Source organism: Streptomyces coeruleorubidus, assembly GCF_028885415.1.
Lineage (GTDB): Bacteria > Actinomycetota > Actinomycetes > Streptomycetales > Streptomycetaceae > Streptomyces > Streptomyces coeruleorubidus_A.
This window is the reverse complement of the sequence record NZ_CP118527.1, coordinates 6,855,062-6,878,132: the sequence shown is the minus strand read 5'-3', so window position 1 is coordinate 6,878,132 and position 23,071 is coordinate 6,855,062. Positions and strand designations below refer to the sequence as shown.

Sequence of the window (23,071 nt, the reverse complement as noted above, 5' to 3'; positions counted from 1 at the left end):
AAAGCGCACTCCGCTGCCACGCTTCCCACGACTGCTCCACGGCAACCCCACGGCAACACCTCCACCTCCCCAGGCCGGGCAACCCCCGGTCCCGCAGAAGGAGCCAGTGTTGAGAAGCAGTTCCTCGCGAAGAAGCACCTCCCACAGACGCACTCCCCACACCCCCCGCCGCACCGCGGCCGTGGCCCTCGCCGGCGTCGCCGCGCTGATCACCGCCGCCGTGCAGAGCGGCACCGCCACCGCGGCCCCCACGACGGCACCGACGGCCGCGAGCAAGGCGAACCCCGGCGCGGAGTCGGTCCGGCTCACCCCCGCCCAGCGCGCCACGCTGATCCGCGAGGCCGACGCGGACAAGGCCGGGACGGCGAGGGACCTGGGCCTCGGCGCCAAGGAGAAGCTGGTCGTCCGCGACGTCCTCAAGGACCGCGACGGCACCGTGCACACGCGTTACGAGCGCACCTACGACGGCCTGCCGGTCCTCGGCGGCGACCTGGTCGTGGAGAGGACGAAGGCGGACACCACCGCATCCGTCGTGAAGGCCACCCGCGCCGCGATCGAGCCGGCCACGTCTCAGGCCGCGGTGCCCGCCGCGAAGGCCCGGCAGCAGGCCCTGGCTGCGGGGAAGGCCGAGGACGCCAAGAGCCCGGCCGTCAACCGGGAGCCCCGCAAGGTGATCTGGGCCGCGAACGGCAAGCCGGCCGTGGCCTACGAGACGGTCGTCGGCGGCTTCCAGCACGACGGCACCCCGCAGGAACTGCACGTCGTCACCGACGCCACCACCGGCGAGAAGCTGTACGAGTGGGAGGCCATCGAGAACGGCACCGGCAACACCGTGTACTCCGGCACGGTCGACCTCACCACCACCCAGTCCGGATCGACGTACAACCTCACCGACGGCGCCCGCGGCAACCACAAGACGTACAACCTGAACCGCGGCACCTCCGGTACCGGCACGCTCTTCTCCGGCCCCGACGACGTCTGGGGCAACGGCAGCCCCTCCAACCTGGAGTCGGCCGCCGCCGACGCCCACTACGGCGCCGCGCTGACGTGGGACTACTACAAGAACGTGCACGGCCGCAGCGGCATCCGCGGCGACGGCGTGGCCGCGTACTCCCGCGTCCACTACGGCAACAACTACGTCAACGCCTTCTGGTCGGACAGCTGCTTCTGCATGACGTACGGCGACGGCTCGGGCAACGCCAACCCGCTGACGTCGATCGACGTGGCCGCGCACGAGATGACCCACGGGCTCACCTCGAACACCGCGGGCCTCAACTACAGCGGCGAATCCGGGGGTCTGAACGAGGCGACCTCCGACATCTTCGGCGCGACCGTCGAGTTCTTCGCCAAGAACTCCTCCGACGTCGGTGACTACCTCATCGGCGAGGAGATCGACATCAACGGCGACGGCACCCCGCTGCGCTACATGGACAAGCCCAGCAAGGACGGCGACTCCAAGGACGCCTGGTACTCGGGCATCGGCTCGATCGACGTGCACTACTCCTCGGGCCCGGCGAACCACTTCTTCTACCTGCTGAGCGAGGGCAGCGGCGCCAAGACCATCAACGGTGTCAGCTACGACTCGCCCACCTCGGACGGCCTTCCGGTCACCGGCATCGGCCGCGACAAGGCGGAGAAGATCTGGTTCCGCGCGCTGACCACCAAGTTCACCTCGACCACCAACTACGCGGGTGCCCGCACCGGCACCCTCGCGGCGACCGGTGAGCTCTACGGCACCGACAGCGCCGAGTACAAGGCGGTCCAGGACGCGTGGGCGGGCGTGAACGTCGGTGCCCGCTCGGGCGGTGGAGGCGGGGGCGGTACGTCCTTCGAGAACACCGCCGACGTGGCGATCCCGGACCGGGGCGCGGCGGTCACGTCGTCGGTCACCGTCTCCGGCCGGACGGGCAACGCGCCCTCCGACCTCCAGGTCGCCGTGGACATCGTCCACACCTACATCGGTGACCTCCAAGTGCAGTTGGTCGCCCCCGACGGCACGGCGTACACGCTGAAGGGCTACGGCACCGGCGGCAGCGCGGACGACATCAACACGACGTACACGGTGAACGCCTCCTCCGAGGCCGCCAACGGCGTCTGGCAGCTGCGGGTCCAGGACAACGCGGCCCGCGACACCGGATACATCAACAGCTGGAAGCTCACCTTCCCGTAGGCCCGTCCGCGGTCCGCCCAGGGCAGGGCGCCGCCCCGGTGGGTTCGACTCCCCCGGGGCGGCGCCCGCTTTCCGCCTCCGGTGCGACACGTCGCCGTCGTTTTCCGGCCAACATCACGTGGTGCCCCTGACATGTACGCGCCTCAAGTGCCACTCTTCCCCCACCCGCCGCACAGCACCACAGCACTTCCCCCACACCTAGGAGCTTGTGTGACCTCCCCTCTCTACGCGCGTCACAAGCGCACCACGCTGGCCATCGCCACCGCCGTCGCGGCCGGCGCCCTGCTCACCACCGGTCTGACCTCCGGCAGCAGCGTCGCCGCCGACTCCGCGAGCAAGCCGACGCTCGCCGCCGCCCCCGTCCTCCTCACCGCGCCCGCCCGCGCCGCCCTCATCAAGGAGCAGCAGGCGGACGCCACCGGCACCGCCGACGAGATAGGCCTCGGCGAGCAGGAGAAGCTGCTCGTCAAGGACGTCGTGAAGGACGCCGACGGCACGGTCCACACCCGCTACGAGCGCACCTACGCGGGCCTGCCGGTGCTCGGCGGCGACCTCGTCGTACACGAGTCGAAGTCCGGTGAGACCAAGGGCGTCACCAGAGCCACGAAAGCCGCACTCAAGGTCGCCTCGCTCAAGCCGGCGGTCACCGCCGCCAAGGCCGAGAAGCAGGCCCTGACGCTCGCCAAGGCGGCCGGCTCGGAGAAGACCGAGGCGAACTCCGCGCCCCGCAAGGTGATCTGGGCGGCCGACGGCAAGCCCACCCTCGCCTACGAGACGGTCGTCGGCGGCCTCCAGGAGGACGGCGCCCCGAACGAGCTGCACGTCATCACCGATGCCGCCACCGGCAAGAAGCTCTACGAGTACCAGGGCATCGAGACCGGCACGGGCAACACCACGTACAGCGGCAAGGTCACCATCGGCACCACGAAGTCCGGGTCGTCGTACACCCTTTCGGACGGCACGCGCGGCGGCAACAAGACGTACAACCTGAACCGCGGCACCTCCGGCACCGGCACCCTCTTCTCCGGCTCCGACGACGTCTGGGGCAACGGCAACCCCTCCAACCTGGAGACCGCCGCCGCCGACGCCCACTACGGCGCCCAGATCACCTGGGACTTCTACAAGAACACCTTCGGCCGCAACGGCATCAGGAACGACGGCAAGGCCGCCTACTCGCGCGTCCACTACGGCAACAACTTCAACAACGCCTTCTGGTCGGACAGCTGCTTCTGCATGACCTACGGCGACGGCGCGGGCAACACCCACCCGCTGACCTCGCTCGACGTGGCCGCCCACGAGATGAGCCACGGCCTGACGTCGGCCACGGCGCGCCTCAACTACAGCGGCGAGTCCGGCGGTCTGAACGAGGCGACCAGCGACATCTTCGGCGCGGGCGCGGAGTTCTTCGCCAACAACTCCTCCGACGTCGGTGACTACCTCATCGGCGAGGAGATCGACATCAACGGCGACGGCACCCCGCTGCGCTACATGGACAAGCCCAGCAAGGACGGCGACTCCGCCGACGCCTGGTCCGCCGGCCTCGGCGGCCTGGACGTCCACTACTCCTCCGGCCCCGCCAACCACTTCTTCTACCTGCTGTCCGAGGGCAGCGGCACGAAGACCATCAACGGCGTGACCTACAACTCGCCGACGTCCAACGGCTCCACGGTCACCGGCATCGGCCGCACCAAGGCGCTCCAGATCTGGTACAAGGCGCTGACGACGTACATGACGTCGACGACCAAGTACGCGGGCGCCCGCACGGCGACCCTGAACGCGGCCTCGGCGCTGTACGGCGCGTCCAGCACCGAGTACAAGGCGGTCGCGGCCGCCTGGTCAGCCGTCAACGTGGGCTGACCGAAGCGCGGCCGAGGGCGGTACCCGGAGCGAAGGCGGATCCGGGTACCGCCCTACTCTTGGTGACCATGTCTTCGGAGGACTTCACCTACGCCGATGTCGGCGCCACCCGTGACGAGGGCTTCTGCCCGCCGGGCTTCCACCCCATGAACGTGCGCACCCGCCTCGGGGAGGGCGAGGAGGTCTTCCGCCGGGCCTCGGAGGCGGTGCTCACCTGGGAGATGCACCGGGCCCTGGGCGTCGGCATCGACGCCGGCGCGGACCGGGCCGCCCCCGGCGTCGACGTCACCGTCACCCTCGCCGGGATGATCAAGGCCCCCTGCCGTGTGGTGTGGACGGTCGAGGAACCCCGCCGCGCGGGCTGGGCCTACGGCACGTTGCCCGGCCACCCGGAATGCGGCGAGGAGTCGTTTGTCGTCGACCGCACGGGAGACGGCACGGTCTGGCTGACGGTGAACGCCTTCAGCCGCGGCGCCAAGTGGTACGCGAAGGCGGGCGGCCCGGCGACCAGGGGGTTCCAGCACGCGTACGCACGCAGGTGCGGCAGCGTCCTACGGAACCTTGCAACGCAGGGTGGCGCAGATACCTAGGGGCGCGGGGCTGTATCGATGTGCGGCTCCGCCGCGTGGGCGCGACCAGCCCCCCACGCGCCCGCAGACGACACTCAACGCATCAACAACCCCGCAGCCTCGACAAGCTCCTCAGAGGGCCCGGCCACCAAACCCAACTCCGCACTCGAAGCCAACAGCCGATGCGCGGGAAGGATCCGCACCGTATACCCGAAAGGCCCGGTGCGATCCAGAGACAAGGGCCCCTCATAAACCCAGCGCCCGTCCTGGTCGGGAGACCCCACCGGCTTCAACGGAACGACCGCCGCGTCGGCGATGTGGTCCTCTTCGTCCACCCGCCCCGAAACGGCCTGCACCTCCACGTCGTCAGGCCCGAGATCCCCGAGCCCCACCCGCACGCGAAGCCCCAGCGTCGTCCCCAGCTCCGCCAGCGCCGCAGCCGCAGACGTCTCCACATGGTCGACAGTGACGCCCGGCCAGGCTGCCCGCACCCGCCCCTTCCACTCGGCGAGATCGCGCGCCGCGTCCGGGCCCATGGACCGGTGGGAGAGCGCAGCGGGCGCGTAGAGCCGCTCCACGTACTCGCGGACCATCCGCCCGGCCAGCACCTTCGGCCCGAGCAGGCTCAGCGTCTGGCGGACCATCTCGATCCACCGGTCGGGCAGCCCGCTCTGCCCGCGCTCGTAGAAGCGGGGCGTCACCCGCTGCTCCAGCAGGTCGTACAGCGCCGCGGCCTCTATGTCGTCGCGATGGTCAGGGTCGGTCCCGACACCGTCGGCGGTGGGGACGGCCCAGCCGAAGTCGGGCTGGAACCACTCGTCCCACCAGCCGTCCAGGACGGACAGATTGAGACAACCGTTGAGCGCCGCCTTCATCCCGGAGGTGCCGCAGGCCTCCAGCGGGCGAAGGGGGTTGTTCAGCCAGATGTCACAGCCCGGGTAGAGCTTCTGCGCCATCCCCATGCCGTAGTCCGGCAGGAACACGATCCGGTGCCGTACCCGCGGATCGTCCGCGAACCGCACCAGCTCCTGCACCAGCCGCTTCCCGCCGTCGTCCGCGGGATGCGCCTTGCCCGCCACGACGATCTGGATCGGCCGCTCGGGATGCAGCAGCAGATCCATCAGCCGGTCGCGGTCGCGCAGCATCAGCGTCAGGCGCTTGTACGACGGCACGCGCCGCGCGAAGCCGATGGTGAGGATGTCCGGGTCGAGCACGCCGTCGATCCAGCCCAGCTCGGCCGTGCCGGCGCCGCGCTGCCGCCAGGAGGCCCGAAGCCGCTCCCGTACCTCCGTCACGAGCTGCTCGCGCAAGCCCCGCCGCAGCTCCCAGATCTCCTGGTCGGGGATGTCCGCCACCGCGTCCCAGCGGTCCGAGCCGCCGACGGTCAGCGCGTCCTCGGCGCGGTGGGCGCCGATCTGCCGGGCGCCGAGCCGGAACACCTCGGGGGCGACCCAGGTGGGCGCGTGCACACCGTTCGTCACGGAGGTGATCGGCACCTCGTCGGCGTCGAATCCGGGCCACAGGCCGGAGAACATCTCGCGGCTGACGTTGCCGTGCAGCAGGGAGACGCCGTTGGCGCGCTGGGCGAGGCGCAGGCCCATCACGGCCATGTTGAACAGGTTGGGCTCGCCGCCGGGGTAGGTCTCCATGCCGAGCCTGAGGACGCGCTCGACGTCGATGCGGGGCAGCTCGGCGTCGGGGCCGAAGTGGCGGGCGACCAGCTCGCGGTCGAAGCGGTCGATGCCGGCCGGGACGGGGGTGTGGGTGGTGAAGACGGTCCCGGCGCGGACCGCCTCCAGCGCGGAGTCGAAGTCCAGGCCGTCGGCACAGAGCTCGGCGATCCGCTCCAGGCCGAGGAACCCGGCGTGTCCCTCGTTCGTGTGGAACACCTCCGGCTCGGGGTGCCCGGTCAGCCGGCAGTACGTGCGCACCGCCCGGACCCCTCCTATGCCCAGCAGCATCTCCTGGAGCAGCCGGTGCTCGCTGCCGCCGCCGTAGAGGCGGTCGGTCACGCCGCGCTCGCCGAGGTCGTTCTCCTCGACGTCCGAGTCGAGCATCAGCAGCGGGACCCGGCCGACCTGCGCCAGCCAGATCCGGGCGTGCAGCTGCTTGCCGCCGGGCAGGGCGAGGGCGACCTGGGCGGGGGTGCCGTCGGCCTCCTCCAGGAGGACGACGGGCAGCTCGTTGGGGTCGAGGACGGGGTAGTGCTCCTGCTGCCAGCCGTCCCGGGACAGGGTCTGGCGGAAGTAGCCGTGCCGGTAGAGCAGGCCGACGCCGATCAGCGGGGCGCCGAGGTCGCTGGCCGCCTTCAGGTGGTCGCCGGCCAGGATGCCGAGGCCGCCGGAGTACTGGGGCAGGGCGGCCGTGATGCCGAACTCGGGTGAGAAGTAGGCGATCGCGGCGGGGAGTTGGTCGGGCTGGGCCTGGTACCAGCGCTCGCCGGTCATGTAGTCGTTCAGATCGCCCGCGACCGCGGCGAGGCGGCGCAGGAAGCGGCGGTCCGAGGCCAGGTCCGCGAGCCGCGCGGGCGGCACGCTGCCCAGCAGCCGGACCGGGTCGCCGCCCGAGGCGGCCCAGCGCTCGGGGTCGACGGACTGGAACAGGTCACGGGTCTCCGCATGCCACGACCAGCGCAGATTGCGGGCCAGATCGCTGAGCGGCCGGAGGGGTTCGGGGAGAACGGGTCGGACGGTGAATCGACGGATCGCCTTCACGGGTTCCACCTCGGCGCGTTCGCAGGATGACGCAGGGTTCTGACACAGGGCTTCATCGACGTCACCTACGACAGTACCGGCGTCGGTGCCGCCGCCGGTGAAGCTCCGCCACCCAATCCCCGATCGTCCGGAACCGCCCCGTCCACGGATATGGCCGATTCCGCCCCCATAGGCGTCCTTGTGGCGCTTCACACGCCACGAGAGGCTGCCCCTGGCGTACCGGCCCGCGCCGGCCGCACGCGGCGTCGCGCGGCAGCCGTACGCCGAGTCGAGGAGGGGAACTCGGACCATGGCACGGACGCGCGCACGGCGTCTGCGCTGGACGGGGGGCCTGACGGCGGCGATCTGTGCCGCGGCGTTTTCGGCCACCACCCCGCCCGCGCACGCCGTACCGGAGGGGCGGATACTCGGCGCCGGAGAACCCGGCTCCGTGCACGGAAGTTACCTGGTGACACTGGAGGAGGGCACACGGGCTCCGTCGGCGGCGGGACAGCGTCTCGCCGAGCAGTACGGGGTGAACATCAGCCACACCTACGGCACCGTCCTGAACGGCTACGCGATCAGGACCGACGAGAGACGGGCCAGGCGGCTCGCCGCCGACCCCCGGGTCGCCTCGGTCGTCCAGGACACCCGCGTGCGGCCGGACCACACCCGGCACGAGCCGCCCTCCTGGGGGCTGGACCGCGTCGACCAGCCGAGTCTGCCGCTGGACCGGAGCTACACCTGGCCCGAGGCGGCGGGCGCCGGGGTGACGGTGTACGTGATCGACACCGGCGTCCGGACCACGCACACGGACTTCGGCGGCCGGGCGGGCCACGGCTGGGACTTCGTCGGGAACGACAGGGTCGCGTCGGACGCCAACGGACACGGCACGCACGTCGCCGGGACGGTGGCCGGGACGGCCCACGGTGTCGCCAAGAAGGCCCGCATCGTCTCCGTGCGCGTCCTCGACGCCGCGGGGGCGGGCACCACGGCCCGGGTGATCGCCGGGATCGACTGGGTGACCCGGCACGCGAAGCAGCCCGCCGTCGCCAACCTCAGCCTGGGCGGCCCGCGCAACGAACGGCTGGACGCCGCCGTCCGCGCCTCCATCGCCTCCGGCGTCACCTACACGGTCGCCGCGGGCAACGACGGCAGGCCGGCCGGCCTGTACTCCCCCGCGAGCGTCAAGCAGGCGATCACGGTCGGCGCGACCGACTCCAGGGATGCGAAACCGGCCTTCTCCAACCACGGCCCGGCCCTCGATCTCTTCGCCCCGGGCGTGCACATCACCTCCGTGTCCGCCGCGAGCGACACGGCACGGGCCGCGGCTTCGGGCACATCGATGGCGGCACCGCACGCCGCGGGCGCGGCCGCGCTGTATCTGGCCGACCACCCGAGGGCGGCTCCGGCCCAGGTCAGCAGGGCCCTGACCACGGGAGCGGCGACCGGGAAGATCTCCGGCCGGGGGCTCGGTTCGCCGGACAAGTTACTGCGGGTGCCGCACGCCTAGGGCGAAGGAGCAGCCACGTGAAGGGGCCGGCCTCGTCCGTCGCGGACGAGGCCGGTCTTGTGTGTCGACATACGCGTGAGTAGTTAACAAAGTGCCGGATTGCCCACCCGAATAGGGTGGGAAGGCTCCTCCGGGTACCCCTCTCAGGAGCACCATGCAGGACCCACCTCCCCACAGTCATCCGCCCACCCACGTTGACGCGGACAGGAGCGGTCATGCCCGCCAAGCACCATTCGCCAGCACCCCCCAACCGCCGCACCACCGGGGCGCGCGCGCCCGGCGGCGAAGCACGCCCCGCGCGCCCGGCCGACGCCGGTCCGCAGGTCGCGCCACCACCCCCCGTGGGCGACGCGACCGCCGTCGGGCGCATACCCGTTCTCGATGTCCGCCCGGTCGTCCAGCGCGGACGCCGGCCGGCCAAGGCCGTGACCGGCGAGACCTTCGAGATCTCGGCGACCGTGTTCCGGGAGGGGCACGACGCGGTCGCCGCCAATGTCGTCCTGAAGGATCCCGAGGGCCGCCCCGGCCCGTGGACGCCGATGCGTGAGCTGGCCCCCGGGACGGACCGGTGGGGCGCCGAGGTCACTGCCGGGGAACCGGGCCTGTGGTCGTTCACCGTGGAGGCGTGGGGCGATCCGGTCAGCACCTGGCGCCATCACGCGCGGATCAAGATCCCGGCGGGCATGGACACGGATGTCGTCCTGGAGGAGGGCGCGCGTCTGTACGAGAGGGCGGCCGCCGGTGTGCCCGAGGAGGGGGGCCGGCGGGACGTGATCCTCGCGGCCGTCGCATCCCTGCGGGACGAGAACCGCCCGGCGGCGGCGCGGCTGGCGGCGGCTCTGACGCCTGAGGTGGACGAGGTCCTGGCCCGGCATCCGCTGCGGGACCTGGTCACCACCTCCGAGCCGCTGCCCCTCCTGGTCGAGCGGGAGCGGGCCCTGTACGGCTCCTGGTACGAGTTCTTCCCCCGCTCCGAGGGCACCCGGCAGCAGCCCCACGGCACCTTCCGCACCGCCGCCCGCAGGCTGCCGGCGATCGCGGCGATGGGCTTCGACGTGGTCTACCTGCCCCCGGTCCACCCCATCGGCACCACCTTCCGCAAGGGGAAGAACAACACCCTCTCCCCCGGCCCCGACGACGTCGGCGTGCCCTGGGCGATCGGCTCCCCCGAGGGCGGCCACGACGCCGTCCACCCCGCCCTGGGCACCCTGGAGGACTTCACCTGGTTCGTCGAGCAGGCCCGGAGTCTGGGGATGGAGGTCGCCCTGGACTTCGCCCTGCAGTGCTCCCCGGACCACCCCTGGGTGCACAAGCACCCCGAGTGGTTCCACCACCGCCCCGACGGCACCATCGCCTACGCGGAGAACCCGCCGAAGAAGTACCAGGACATCTACCCCATCGCCTTCGACGCCGACATGGACGGCCTGATCGCCGAGACCTGCCGGGTGCTGCGGCACTGGATGGACTGCGGCGTGCGGATCTTCCGGGTGGACAATCCGCACACCAAGCCGGTCGTCTTCTGGGAGCGGGTCATCGCGGACATCAACCGCACCGACCCCGATGTGATCTTCCTGGCCGAGGCGTTCACCCGCCCGGCGATGATGCACACCCTGGCGCAGATCGGCTTCCAGCAGTCCTACACGTACTTCACCTGGCGCAACACCAAGGAAGAGCTGACCGAGTACCTCACGGAGCTGTCGGGTGAGGCGGCCTCCTACATGCGGCCGAACTTCTTCGCCAACACCCCCGACATCCTGCACGCCTACCTCCAGCACGGCGCCCGGCCCGCCTTCGAGGTCCGGGCCGTCCTGGCGGCCACCCTCTCGCCGACCTGGGGCATCTACTCCGGCTACGAGCTGTGCGAGAACACCCCCCTCAGGGAGGGCAGCGAGGAGTACCTCGACTCGGAGAAGTACCAGCTCAGGCACCGCGACTGGGAGGCCGCCGAACGCGAGGGCCGCACCATCACACCGCTGCTGACCAGGCTCAACACCATCCGCCGGGAGAACCCGGCCCTCCAGCAGCTGCGCGACCTCCACTTCCACCACGCGGACCAGGAAGCGGTGATCGCCTACTCGAAGCGGCAGGGTTCGAACACGGTTCTGGTGGTCGCCAACCTCGACCCCCACCACACCCAGGAGGCCACGGTCTCGTTGGACATGCCGCAACTCGGCCTGGACTGGCACGAGTCGGTGCCGGTGCGTGACGAGCTCACCGGCGAGACCTATCACTGGGGCAGGGCCAACTACGTGCGCCTCGAACCGGGCCGTAGGCCCGCGCATGTCTTCTCGGTTCTGCGACCGTCCACCCCGCAGATCGGAGGGTCACCCACAACATGATCGTCAACGAACCCGTTCAGGACACCTTCGAGGACACTCCTGCCAGGGACCGGGACCCGGAGTGGTTCAAGCGCGCCGTCTTCTACGAGGTACTCGTCCGCTCGTTCCAGGACAGCAACGGCGACGGCGTCGGTGACCTGAAGGGCCTGACCGCCAAACTCGACTACCTCCAGTGGCTCGGCGTGGACTGCCTGTGGCTGCCGCCGTTCTTCAAGTCCCCGCTCCGGGACGGCGGCTACGACGTCTCCGACTACACGGCCGTGCTGCCGGAGTTCGGCGACCTGGCCGACTTCGTGGAGTTCGTCGACGCCGCCCACCAGCGCGGCATGCGCGTGATCATCGACTTCGTCATGAACCACACCAGCGACCAGCACCCGTGGTTCCAGGAGTCGAGGAAGGACCCCGACGGTCCCTACGGCGACTACTACGTGTGGGCGGACGACGACAAGCAGTTCCAGGACGCGCGGATCATCTTCGTCGACACCGAGGCCTCGAACTGGACCTACGACCCGGTCCGCAAGCAGTACTACTGGCACCGTTTCTTCTCCCACCAGCCGGACCTCAACTACGAGAACCCGGCCGTGCAGGAGGAGATGATCTCCGCGCTGAAGTTCTGGCTGGACCTGGGCATCGACGGCTTCCGGCTGGACGCGGTGCCGTACCTGTACCAGGAGGAGGGCACCAACTGCGAGAACCTCCCGGCCACGCACGACTTCCTGAAGCGGGTGCGCAAGGAGATCGACGCGCAGTACCCGGACACGGTGCTGCTGGCGGAGGCCAACCAGTGGCCGGAGGACGTCGTCGACTACTTCGGCGACTATCCCAGCGGCGGCGACGAGTGCCACATGGCCTTCCACTTCCCGGTGATGCCGCGCATCTTCATGGCGGTGCGGCGGGAATCCCGCTACCCGGTCTCCGAGATCCTTGCCAAGACCCCGGCCATCCCCTCGGGCTGCCAGTGGGGCATCTTCCTGCGCAACCACGACGAGCTGACGCTCGAGATGGTCACCGACGAAGAGCGCGACTACATGTGGGCCGAGTACGCCAAGGACCCGCGGATGCGCGCCAACATCGGCATCCGGCGCCGGCTCGCCCCGCTGCTGGACAACGACCGCAACCAGATCGAGCTGTTCACGGCCCTGCTGCTGTCGCTGCCGGGCTCGCCGATCCTGTACTACGGCGACGAGATCGGCATGGGCGACAACATCTGGCTCGGCGACCGCGACGCGGTACGCACGCCGATGCAGTGGACGCCGGACCGCAACGCGGGGTTCTCCTCGTGCGATCCGGGACGGCTGTTCCTGCCCACGATCATGGACCCGGTCTACGGCTACCAGGTCACCAACGTCGAGGCGTCCATGGCCTCGCCGTCGTCCCTGCTGCACTGGACCCGCCGCATGATCGAGATCCGCAAGCAGAACCCGGCCTTCGGCCTCGGCTCGTACACCGAGCTGCCGTCGACGAACCCGGCGGTGCTGGCGTTCCTGCGGGAGTACGAGGACGATCTGGTGCTGTGCGTGAACAACTTCTCGCGTTTCGCGCAGCCCACGGAGCTGGATCTGAGCGCCTTCGAGGGGCGGCACCCCGTGGAGCTGTTCGGCGGGGTCCGTTTCCCGGCGATCGGCGAGCTGCCGTATCTGCTGACGCTGGCAGGTCACGGGTTCTACTGGTTCCGGCTGCGCAGGGACGCCCTGTGAGGCCTGAGACGGTCTGAGACGACCTGATGAGGCCTGAATTGCGGGGCGGGCCGCAAACCCCCGTGGCGGGGCGTTTCTCCCGCCCCGCCCGGGGCACGCATCAGTAACACCCCGCCCACCCGCGTGAGCCGGAGGGGCGCCGCCGGCACCTGCTGAAGGCCCCGGAGGCGCACCAATCATGGGTGAAAGGACGCGACGCCATGTCGGAAGCCGTCACACGCACCGTCACCACCCCACCCGGCCTCCTTGCCTCCCTCGATCCGCTGCTGCGGGAGTGGCTGCCGCGGCAGCGCTGGTTCGCGGGCAAGGGACGTCCCGTCACCGGGTTCACGCTGGTCGAGGCCACCGAGCTGCTCCCGTCCAACGGCAAGCTGGGCCTGTACCACCTGCTCGTCCGCGCCCACCAGCCGCTCGTGCCCTCCCATGGCGCGCCCGGCCATCCCGGCGACTGCTACCAGCTGCTGATAGGCGTGCGCGAGGCGCTGCCGCCTCGGCTGGCGCCCGCGCTGATCGGACACCTGTCGACGGGGCCGCTGGCCGGCCGGACGGCCTACGACGCCCTGCACGACGCCCGGCCCGCCGAGCTGCTCTTGGAGGCGCTGCGCACCCAGGCCCGGATCGGCGGGCTCCGCTTCGAGCGGGACCTCGACCAGGACATCCGGTCCGGTCTGGTGCCGCGCGTGGTGACCGCGGAGCAGTCCAACTCGTCGATCGTCTACGGAGATACGTTCATCCTGAAGTTGTTGCGCCGGATCGTGCCCGGCGTCAACCCGGACCTGGAGCTGCCGCTGGCGCTGGCGCGCGAGGGCTGCCCCCGGGTGCCCGCGCCGACGGCCTGGATGGTCGCGGACGTCGACCCCACGGTGGACCCGGTGATCTCCTCCGGCGCGGCCGACCTGACCGGCCAGCCGTACGTACTGGGGGTGCTCCAGCCGTTCGTGCAGGGCGCCTCCGACGGCTGGGAACTGGCGCTGCGCGAGCTGGCCAAGGGCGAGGACTTCGGCGCCGAGGCGCGGGCACTGGGACGGGCCACCGCCGAGGTGCACACCTCGCTGGCCCGCGCGCTGCCGACGGTCACGCTCGGTCACATGCAGCTGCGGCTCATGGTGGACGGCATGATCGAGCGGCTGGAGGCGGCCGTCCAGGCGGTACCCGCGCTGCGGCCCTACGCCGACGGGCTGCGGTCGGCGTTCACGGCGCTGGGCGATCTGGCCGCCGAGGGCCGCACCTGGACCGCGCAGCGCGTGCACGGCGATCTGCACCTCGGGCAGTGCCTGCGCTCGCCGGCCGGCGAGTGGTGGCTGATCGACTTCGAGGGCGAGCCGGCCCGGCCGCTGGCCGAGCGGCGCATGCCGCAGCCGGCGGTGCGGGACGTCGCCGGCATGCTGCGGTCCTTCGACTACGCGGCCCGCTCGGCCGATCCGCCCCAGCCGGACTGGGCGGAGACCTGCCGGTCCGCGTACTGCTCCGGGTACGCCGAGGCCTCCGGCCTCGATCCGCGCACCGATCCGGTGCTGCTGCGCGCCTACGAGACGGACAAGGCGATCTACGAGGTGGTGTACGAGGCCCGGCACCGCCCCGACTGGCTGCCGGTGCCCCTGGCCGCCATAGACCGGCTCGCCTCGTCCGGCCGTCTGACCTGACCTGACTGACCCACCTGCGTCCTGGAGGCTCCGCCCGTGACCCCCCGTCCTGAGTCCAGCGGTTCCCGTCCCAAGGGGACGGCCGGGGAGAAGATCCCCGAGCAGCCCACGGCCGCCCAGAAGAAGAGTGCCGCGAAGAAGACGGCGGTGCCGAAACAGGCAGCGGCCAAGAAGGCGACTGCCCCCGCGAAGAAGGCCGCCGCCAAGAAGACGCCCGCCGCGCAGTCACCCGCGACGAAGGCCGCGGCCAAGAAGGCGGCCCCGGCGAAGACGACCGCGAAGAAGGCCGCCGAGAAGGCCGTCGCGAAGAAGGCGGCTCCTGCGAAGGCGACCGCGACGAAAGCCACGGCCGAGAAGACGACCGCGACGAAGACAGCCGCCAAGAAGGCGACCGCGAAGAAGGCCACAGCGAAGAAGGCCACAGCCGCCAAGGCGACGGCCACCAAGGCGGTGGCCAAGAAGGCCACAGCCACGAAGGCGGTCGCCAAGAAGGCCCCGTCGTCGAAGGCGGCAGCCACCAAGGCCACCGCCACCAAGGCCACAGCCGCCAAGCCACCCGCCAGGAAAGCCCCCGCGAAGAAGGCCACCGCCAAGAAGGCCACCGCAGGGAAAGCCACCGCAGCCCCCGCCCAGACCGCCCCGCCGGAGATGGAGATCGCCGTCTCGCCCGCCGTCGGCGCGGCGGACCGGGCGCGGCTGCTGGGCGGCACGCATCACAACCCGCACTCCGTGCTCGGCGCACACCCCGTGCCCGGCGGGATCGCGTTCCGGGCGTTCCGGCCGTACGCCCTGTCGGTGACCGTCGTCGCCGGCGAGGTGCGGGCGGAGCTGCACGACGACGGGGAGGGGTTCTTCTCCGGGCTGCTGCCGCTGCGGGAGGTCCCGGAGTACCGGCTGCTCGTGGAGTACGAGGGGACGGTCCTGGACACCGAGGACGCCTACCGTTTCCTGCCCACGCTGGGCGACCTCGACCTGCACCTGATCGGCGAGGGCCGGCACGAGGAGCTGTGGACGGCGCTGGGCGCGCACCCGACGACCCACCAGGGCGTGACCGGCACCCGGTTCTCGGTGTGGGCGCCGAACGCGCTCGGCGTGCGCGTGGCCGGCACCTTCAACTTCTGGGACGGCACCGGCCACGTCATGCGGTCGCTGGGCTCGTCGGGCGTGTGGGAGCTGTTCCTGCCGGACATCGGCGAGGGCGAGCTGTACAAGTTCGAGATCACCCGCCCCGACGGTTCGAAGACGATGCGTGCCGACCCGCTGGCCCGCCGCACGGAGGTGCCGCCCGCGACCTCGTCGGTCATCACGTCCTCGCGGTACGAGTGGGGCGACGCCGAGTGGCTGGCCCGGCGCGCTCAGGCACCGGCGCACGAGGCGCCGTTCTCGGTGTACGAGGTGCATCTGCCGTCGTGGCGCCCGGGGCTGACGTACCGTCAACTGGCCGAGCAGCTCCCGGGGTATGTGAAGAACCTGGGCTTCACGCACGTCGAGCTGATGCCGGTCGCCGAGCATCCGTTCGGCGGCTCCTGGGGGTACCAGGTCACCGGGTTCTACGCGCCGACGGCCCGGCTGGGCACGCCCGACGACTTCCGCTTCCTGGTCGACTCGCTGCACCAGGCCGGCATCGGCGTGCTGATGGACTGGGTGCCCGCGCACTTCCCGCGCGACGACTGGGCGCTGGCCGAGTTCGACGGGCGGCCCCTGTACGAGCACGCGGATCCGCTGCGGGCCGCGCACCCCGACTGGGGCACGCTGGAGTTCGACTACGGGCGCAACGAGGTGCGCAACTTCCTCGTCGCGAACGCCCTGTACTGGTGCGAGGAGTTCCACATCGACGGACTGCGCGTGGACGCGGTGGCGTCGATGCTCTACCTCGACTACTCGCGAGAGCCGGGCCAGTGGACGCCCAACGAGCACGGCGGCCGGGAGAACCTGGACGCGGTGGCGTTCCTCCAGGAGATGAACGCGACGGTGTACCGCCGGGTGCCCGGTGTGGTCACGATCGCCGAGGAGTCGACCGCCTGGGACGGCGTCACCCGGGCCACCCACCACAAGGGCCCGAGCGGCTTCGGCGGGCTCGGGTTCGGGCTGAAATGGAACATGGGCTGGATGCACGACTCGCTCCAGTACATGAGCCACGAGCCGGTGTACCGCAAGTACCACCACCACGAGATGACGTTCTCGATGGTGTACGCCTACAGCGAGAACTACGTCCTGCCGATCTCCCACGACGAGGTCGTGCACGGCAAGGGCTCCCTGGTGTCGAAGATGCCGGGCGACTGGTGGCAGCAGCGGGCCAACCACCGGGCGTACCTGGGCTTCATGTGGGCCCACCCCGGCAAGCAGCTGCTGTTCATGGGGCAGGAGTTCGCGCAGGGCGCCGAGTGGTCCGAGGCGCACGGCCCGGACTGGTGGCTTCTCGATCCGGGCTATGGGGCGGAGCCCGAGCACCGGGGCGTGCGTGACCTGGTCCGCGACCTCAACACCGTCTACCGCGCGACTGAGGCGCTGTGGCGGCTGGACACGGACCCGGCCGGTTTCGAGTGGGTGGTCGGGGACGCCGCCGACGACAACGTCCTGGCGTTCCTGAGGCTGGACCCGGAGGGCAACCCGCTGCTGTCGGTGTCCAACTTCGCGCCGGTCGTCCGCCAGGACTACCGGCTGGGCGTGCCCGAGGACGTCCCGGCCTGGCACGAGGCCGTCAACACCGACGCCGCTGCCTACGGCGGCAGCGACGTCACCAACCCCGACCCGGTCAAGCCCGAGGCCCAGCCCTGGCACGGCCGCCCGGCGAGCATCCGGCTGACCCTGCCGCCGCTGTCGACGGTGTGGCTGCGCCCGGCGTAGGCGGCCTGTGACACCGCTGTGACGGGAGGCGTGGCTTCCGTCACAGCCCGTCGGCTGCGGCCCTGGTGGGGTGGCGGCATGGACCGTGCCACCCCACTTCCCGTGCCGCTCCCCGCCGTTCCTGCGCACGGCGGGGAGTGACGGACGTGCTGGTCGGACTCGGTATCTCCGCCGTCTGTGCCGTCGGCGCGCTCATCGCCGCCGCGGGAGTCCTCGCCATGGCCTTTCCAGGCCGGCCCGAGCCCTGGCCGCCACTTCTGCTGCGCCGTGCGGCGGGGATGGCCGCGTGGGCGGCCGCGTCCGTCTACTCCCTGGGGTTCTTCGCCGTCTGGGGCTCGGAGCAGGCGTTCGGCGACGGCGCGGCCTCGGTCCCCGCTCCGGCCTGCCTCGACGGCTTCGCCCCGGCCACGATCCAGGGCCTCACCCACCACCGCTCCTCGTACCTGCCGCTGCGCTTCGACTGTGTCCGCGACGACGGCACCGTCTACTCCAGTGACTCCTCCTACGTGTGGATGAACTGGGCGTCCGTGTCCTGTGCGCTGGCCGCCGCCCTGCTCGCCATCGGCGCGGGCTACGCGACCGAGCTCCGCGCCAGGAAGGCGGGCGCTACCCCTGGGTCCTGGACATCAGCCTCCTGAGCCCGGCCAGCAGCCCCGTGGTCTGACGGTCCGTGCCCTGGCCCGTGCCGCCCCTGTGCGGCCGTGCGGAGCGGGCGGACCGGCTCAGTTCGTAGCGCACCGGCAGCAGCCGCAGGCCCCGGACCACCGGGCCCGTCCGCCATGGCAACTGGTCGTGCGGCAGGGTGAGTTCCACGGCATCGAAGTGGTCGAGGATCCGGCCCACCGCGTGGGTCACGAGGACACCGGCGAGTTCGCGCGCGGCGGCGGGGCACTGGTGCTGACCGGCGCCCCAGCCCAGGTGGGAGCGGGTCCTGAGGGCCGGGTCGACGAGGGGGGAGGTGCCGATCGCCAGCAGGTCCTGGTGGGCGGCAGCGGCGGACGGTGAGACGGCGTCCCCGGCCCTGATCCTGTAGTTGCCCAGCGGGACGTCCCGGGCGGCGAAGCGGAAACACATGTTGGCGACCGGCGGGTTGGCGAGGGCGGCCCGTTCGACCGTCTCGCCGAGCTGCCCCGCCGACAGGCTGCGGCGGACGGTGGCGTTGCCCCGGATGACCTCCAGCAGCGTGTTGAGGACCATGTTGCCGGTGATGTCGTTGAGGTAGACCGCGTTCATGAACAGCTCCCGGCCGAGCTGTTCGTCGGACAGGTGCGGGTCGGCCAGCAGCATGTACGAGGTGAGGTCGTCGCCGGGGCGGGCCCGGCGGTGGGCGGCGAGCCGGGTGAAGGCCGCCAGCGCGCGGGCGGTGGCGGGCTCGGCGCCAAGACCGCCGTCGAGCATCCGCCACAGGTCCATGACCAGTTCGTCGCCCAGCTCCACCGGGCAGCCGAACAGCCTGGTGGTGACCATGAGCAGCAGCGGCCGGGTGTACTGGGCGCCCAGGTCGGCGAAGCCGGCCGTGCCGGACTCGGCGGCCAGCAGCGCGACGAGGTCGTCCGCGTAGCGGGAGACGGCCGCCCGCAGCTCCCAGCCCTGCGGGCCGCGCGCCTCCTGGAAGGGACGCAGCGCCGCGTGCAGGGTCTGGCGGGCGGCGCGGTGCTCCTCATCGTCCATGAACATCGTCTGCCGCACCTCGTAGCCGGCCAGCAGCGGCCAGCCGGACGGCAGTTCGCCCTGGGCGCGGGCGCGCCAGTAGCGGATGTCGCGCCGCCACTGACACTCGTTGCGCAGGACCTCCAGGACCTCGCGGTAGTCGAGCACCAGCCACACGGGCACGCCCATCAGCCCGACCGGCGCCACGGGCCCGTGCAGACGGCGCAGCCTCCCGTACACCGCGCCGGGGTCGGCGTCGAACTCCGAGGTGAGCAGCGGCTCGACGGGCAGGGATCCGAGGAGCGGACTGTCGGCCGGCACGGCCGCGGAGGGCTGGGCTTCCATACCGCAACGCTTACCGCACCGGCCGTGCACAGGCAGTGACTACGACACGAACCGTTACCTCTCCTACACGAAGTGCTCGGCCAGTGCCTTCGGCAGCTCCCCGGTGTGCAGCACGCCGAGCCGCTGGGTGGCCCGGGTCAGGGCGACATACAGGTCGCTGGTGCCGTACCGGCCGGGCTCGACCACGAGGACGGAGTCGAACTCCAGGCCCTTGGCCTGGCGCGGGTCGAGGAGGACGACCGTCCGGGTGAGGTCGGGTTCGGCGCCCGCCGTCACGCCGTCCAGCCGGGCCGCGAGGCCGCGGTGGAGATCGCGCGGCGCGATCACCGCGAGCCGCCCCTCGGTGGGGGTGAGTTCCTCGACCGCCTTGGCGACGGCACCGGGGAGGTCGTCGGTGGCGCGTGCCCAGGGGCGTACGCCCGTGGAGCGGACCGAGCTCGGCGGTTCGAACTCCGGGTGCTCGGCGCGGACCACGGCCGCGGCGACGTCCATGATCTCGGCCGGGGTGCGGTAGTTGACGCCCAGCCGGGTGTGCTCCCAGCGGTCCTCGACGTACGGGGAGAGGATGCCCGACCAGGAGCCGACACCGGCCGCCTCCGCCGTCTGCGCGGGGTCCCCGACCAGGGTCATCGAGCGGGTCGGGCTGCGCCGCATCAGCAGCCGCCACGCCATCGGCGACAGCTCCTGCGCCTCGTCCACGATGATGTGCCCGAACGCCCAGGTGCGGTCGGCGGCGGCGCGCTCGGCGGCGCTGCGGTGGTCGTCCTCCTCGTGCCGTTCGGCGAACCGCTCGGCGTCGATGATGTCGTGCGCGGAGAGCACCTCGGAGGACTCGGGGTCGTCCTCCTCCTTGTCCTCGAACTCGTAGGTGCGGGACGCGTACGACACGTCCAGCACGCCCTGCGCGTAGGCGATCTGCCGCTCCCGCTCGCGCTGCGCGCGCTCCCGGGCCAGCCGGTCGTCCTCGCCGAGGAGTTCGGCGGCCTCGTCGAGCAGCGGCACGTCGGCGACGGTCCAGCGCCGGGTCACGGGGCGGCGTACGGCCGCGGCGTCCCCGGGGGGCAGGAACTCCTCGGGTGCGGCGAGGAAGTCGGCGACGAGCCGCTGCGGGGTCAGCAGCGGCCACAGCTGGTCGATCGCGGCCCAGACCTCGGGGTTCTCGGCGAGGTCGTCGCGGATCTGGGTGATGTCGCTGGGGTCGAGCAGGCTGGACCCGTCGAAGGGGTCGGTGCCGATCCGCTCGGCGTACAGCTCGGTGAGGGTGTTGAGGATGTGCCCCTCGAAGTGCTCGCGGGCCGCGTTGTGCGGCAGTTTCGCGTCGCGGGTGCGCTCCCGGGCAACGTTGACCAGGCCGTCGTCCAGCATGAGCACCTCGCGTTCGTGCTCGATGGCGATCACCGGGTCGGGCAGCGCCTGCCGGCTGCGCACGACCTCGGCGAGGACGTCGGCCATCTCCGCGCGGCCCTTCACGGCGGCGGCCTCCGGCGTGTCGGTGGCCGTCGCCTTCACTCCGGGGAACAGCTCGCCGACGGTCGCGAGGAGCACGCCGGTCTCACCGAGGGAGGGCAGCACCTCACCGATGTAACCGAGGAACGCCGGGTTGGGGCCGACGATCAGCACCGCCCGCTTGGCGAGCAGTTCCCGGTGCTCGTACAGCAGATACGCGGCGCGGTGCAGGGCGACGGCCGTCTTGCCGGTGCCCGGGCCGCCCTCCACCACGAGCACGCCGCGGTGCGGGGCGCGGATGATGCGGTCCTGGTCGGCCTGGATGGTCTGCACGATGTCGCTCATCCGGCCGGTGCGCGCGGAGTTGAGCGCGGCGAGCAGCACCGCGTCGCCCGACGGGTCCTCGTGGCCGGTGCGGGTCTCGTCGCCGAGGTCGAGGATCTCGTCGTGCAGGTGGGTGACCCGCCGGCCGTCGGTGGCGATGTGCCGCCGGCGCCTGAGCCTCATCGGGGTGTGGCCGGTGGCCAGGTAGAAGGGGCGGGCGACGTCGGCACGCCAGTCGATCAGGACCGGTGTGCGGTCGGCGTCGTCCCTGCGCAGGCCGATGCGTCCGATGTGGTGGGTCACGCCCGAGGTGAGGTCGATCCGGCCGAAGCACAGGGAGCCGTCGACCGCGTTCAGCGCGGCGAGCAGCCCGGATCGCTCGGCGACGAGGATGTCCCGCTCCAGTCTGGCCTGCATGGGCGTGTTGCCCTGCGCGAGCGCGTCCGTGACGGAGGTCTCGGTGTCGCCGCGCAGTGCGTCCACGCGCGCGTACAACCCGTCGATGAATTCCTGCTCCTGTCGCAATTCATCGTCCGGAAATTCGGTGTTTGACAATTCCGCTCCCGCCCGGATATACTGTGCTCACTGAACTTCACCATGGCTTCAATCGACTTGAAGTCACGAACAAACAAATATACGCAAGGAAATCCCCCGAGTGCAATTGCTCGGGGGATTTCCTCGTTTCCGGGCCGTTGTCGGGGCCGGCGGCTACAGCACGTCGGCGAGCTCCTCCAGCAGCCGCCGCTTGGCCCGTGCGCCCACCATCGACTTCACTGGCTCGCCCCCGCGGAACACCATGAACGTCGGCATGGACAGCACCTTGTACGTATTGGTGGTCTCCGGGTTGGAGTCCACGTCGAGCTGCACCACCTTCAGCCGGTCGCCCTCCTCGGAGGCGAGGGCCTTCAGCACCGGCGCCATCTGCCGGCAGGGCGGGCACCAGTCGGCGGTGAACTCCACCAGCACCGGCAGGTCGGCGCCGATCACGTCCGCCGCGAAGTCCGCGTCCGTCACGTCGGTCACCACGTGTGCCTCCCCAGCTCGCAATCAGGCTCCGGACCCCCCGGAACCTCCGCCTCGGCGGCCAGCTCGGCCCGCGCCAGCTGCCGGGCGACCGTCTCGCGTACGCTCGTCAGCTGACCGATCAGGGCGTCGAGTTCGTCCAGCTTGCGCCGGTAGACCGCGAGTGACGCCGGGCACGTGTCGCCCTCGGGGTGCCCGGCCCGCAGACACTCCACGAAGGGCCGCGTCTCCTCCAGGTCGAAGCCGAAGTCCTGCAGCGTCCTGATCTGCTCCAGCAGTTTCAGATCGCACTCGTCGTACGTCCGGTACCCGTTGTCCTCACGCCGCGCGGGCAGCAGCCCCCGCGACTCGTAGTACCGCAGCGTCCGCGTCGTGGTCCTGGCCCGTGCGGCCAGCTCGCCGATTCGCATACGGCCGAACGTAGTCCTTGACGCCGACGTCAAGGCAACAGCGGTTTCCGCTCCACCGGGGAGGTCAGCACGATCGACGTCGTGGTGCGGCCCAGCGCGGAGACCTCCTCCAGCACCTCCTCGAGGTGGACGGTGTCCCGGACGGCGACCTTGAGGATCCAGCAGTCCTCCCCGACCACGTGGTGCACTTCGGTGATCTCGGGCCGCTCGATCAGCTCCAGGGTCCTTGGGTGCTTCAGGTTGTAGCCGCCGTGCGGGTTCACCCGGATGAACGCCTGGATGCCGTAGCCGAGCCGGGCCGGCACGACCCGGGCCGCGTAGCCGCTGATCACGCCCGCCGCCTCCAGGCGCCGCACCCGCTCGGTGACCGCCGCCGGGCTGAGCCGGACCCGGCGGCCCAGCTCGCTGAGCTTGATCCGGCCGTCGGTCTGGAGCAGCTGGAGGATCTGCCGGTCCAGCCCGTCGAAGACCACCGAGGTTTCGTCGGCGGTGGTGCGCAGATGCCGTGGTTCTTTCGGCGCGGTTGCCCGAACTCCCATGGTTCC

The 23,071-nt window shown here is 71.2% G+C and carries 15 protein-coding genes; 9 read left to right on the top strand and 6 right to left on the bottom strand.

Annotated features, from left to right (window positions below; translation table 11 throughout):
- Positions 1-109: 109 nt before the first annotated feature.
- The 3 genes from PV963_RS32110 (at position 110) to PV963_RS32100 (ending at position 4,617) form a co-directional block, all read left to right on the top strand.
- Positions 110-2,170, top strand: a complete 2,061-nt coding sequence (locus PV963_RS32110; protein WP_274819775.1) for a M4 family metallopeptidase — start codon at positions 110-112, stop codon at positions 2,168-2,170.
- Positions 2,171-2,380: 210 nt separating this feature from the next.
- The gene (locus PV963_RS32105; protein WP_274819773.1) at positions 2,381-4,027 is read left to right on the top strand and encodes a M4 family metallopeptidase; all 1,647 of its coding nucleotides are present in this window, start codon (positions 2,381-2,383) and stop codon (positions 4,025-4,027) included.
- 68 nt (positions 4,028-4,095) lie between these two features.
- Entirely contained in the window at positions 4,096-4,617 is a 522-nt protein-coding gene (locus PV963_RS32100) for a DUF1990 domain-containing protein (protein WP_274819771.1), read from the top strand.
- A 74-nt stretch (positions 4,618-4,691) separates the two neighbouring features.
- Here PV963_RS32100 and PV963_RS32095 read toward each other — a convergent pair whose 3' ends face one another.
- Positions 4,692-7,310, bottom strand: coding sequence for a glycosyltransferase family 1 protein (locus PV963_RS32095; protein ID WP_274819769.1), 2,619 nt, complete (start codon positions 7,308-7,310; stop codon positions 4,692-4,694).
- Positions 7,311-7,599: 289 nt separating this feature from the next.
- Between PV963_RS32095 and PV963_RS32090 the strand changes: the two genes are divergently transcribed.
- From PV963_RS32090 to PV963_RS32065, 6 genes are all read left to right on the top strand, one after another.
- Positions 7,600-8,802, top strand: coding sequence for a S8 family peptidase (locus PV963_RS32090; RefSeq protein ID WP_274819768.1), 1,203 nt, complete (start codon positions 7,600-7,602; stop codon positions 8,800-8,802).
- A 215-nt stretch (positions 8,803-9,017) separates the two neighbouring features.
- Positions 9,018-11,141 (top strand): alpha-1,4-glucan--maltose-1-phosphate maltosyltransferase, encoded by a 2,124-nt coding sequence (locus PV963_RS32085; protein WP_274819766.1) that lies wholly within the window; start codon positions 9,018-9,020, stop codon positions 11,139-11,141.
- Positions 11,138-12,838 (top strand): maltose alpha-D-glucosyltransferase, encoded by a 1,701-nt coding sequence (treS, locus tag PV963_RS32080; RefSeq protein ID WP_274819764.1) that lies wholly within the window; start codon positions 11,138-11,140, stop codon positions 12,836-12,838. Before PV963_RS32085 ends, treS begins: the two co-directional genes overlap by 4 nt.
- A gap of 200 nt (positions 12,839-13,038) precedes the next feature.
- A complete protein-coding gene (locus tag PV963_RS32075) occupies positions 13,039-14,481 on the top strand; it encodes a maltokinase N-terminal cap-like domain-containing protein (RefSeq protein ID WP_274819763.1) in 1,443 nt (480 codons plus the stop codon).
- Between the two features lie 36 nt (positions 14,482-14,517).
- The gene (gene glgB / locus PV963_RS32070) at positions 14,518-17,328 is read left to right on the top strand and encodes a 1,4-alpha-glucan branching enzyme (protein ID WP_274819761.1); all 2,811 of its coding nucleotides are present in this window, start codon (positions 14,518-14,520) and stop codon (positions 17,326-17,328) included.
- A gap of 146 nt (positions 17,329-17,474) precedes the next feature.
- Positions 17,475-17,966 carry a hypothetical protein gene (locus PV963_RS32065; RefSeq protein WP_274819760.1) on the top strand — a complete coding sequence of 164 codons (492 nt, stop codon included), beginning with the start codon at positions 17,475-17,477 and terminating at the stop codon, positions 17,964-17,966.
- On the opposite strand, the gene PV963_RS32060 is transcribed toward PV963_RS32065, so the two are convergent.
- The 5 genes from PV963_RS32060 to PV963_RS32040 all read right to left on the bottom strand — a co-directional run bounded on the left by PV963_RS32060 (position 17,935) and on the right by PV963_RS32040 (position 23,065).
- Positions 17,935-19,323 carry a cytochrome gene (locus PV963_RS32060; protein WP_274819758.1) on the bottom strand — a complete coding sequence of 463 codons (1,389 nt, stop codon included), beginning with the start codon at positions 19,321-19,323 and terminating at the stop codon, positions 17,935-17,937. The two genes, PV963_RS32065 and PV963_RS32060, sit on opposite strands and share 32 nt — an antisense overlap.
- A gap of 63 nt (positions 19,324-19,386) precedes the next feature.
- Complete coding sequence (locus PV963_RS32055) at positions 19,387-21,666, bottom strand: HelD family protein (protein ID WP_274822178.1); 2,280 nt, start codon at positions 21,664-21,666, stop codon at positions 19,387-19,389.
- Positions 21,667-21,801: 135 nt separating this feature from the next.
- A complete protein-coding gene (locus PV963_RS32050; protein WP_274822177.1) occupies positions 21,802-22,116 on the bottom strand; it encodes a thioredoxin family protein in 315 nt (104 codons plus the stop codon).
- On the bottom strand, positions 22,113-22,526 hold the full coding sequence (locus PV963_RS32045; protein WP_274819757.1) for a MerR family transcriptional regulator: 414 nt from the start codon (positions 22,524-22,526) through the stop codon (positions 22,113-22,115). Before PV963_RS32045 ends, PV963_RS32050 begins: the two co-directional genes overlap by 4 nt.
- Before the next feature lie 29 nt (positions 22,527-22,555).
- Positions 22,556-23,065, bottom strand: a complete 510-nt coding sequence (locus PV963_RS32040) for an Lrp/AsnC family transcriptional regulator (RefSeq protein WP_274819755.1) — start codon at positions 23,063-23,065, stop codon at positions 22,556-22,558.
- Positions 23,066-23,071: the final 6 nt, after the last annotated feature.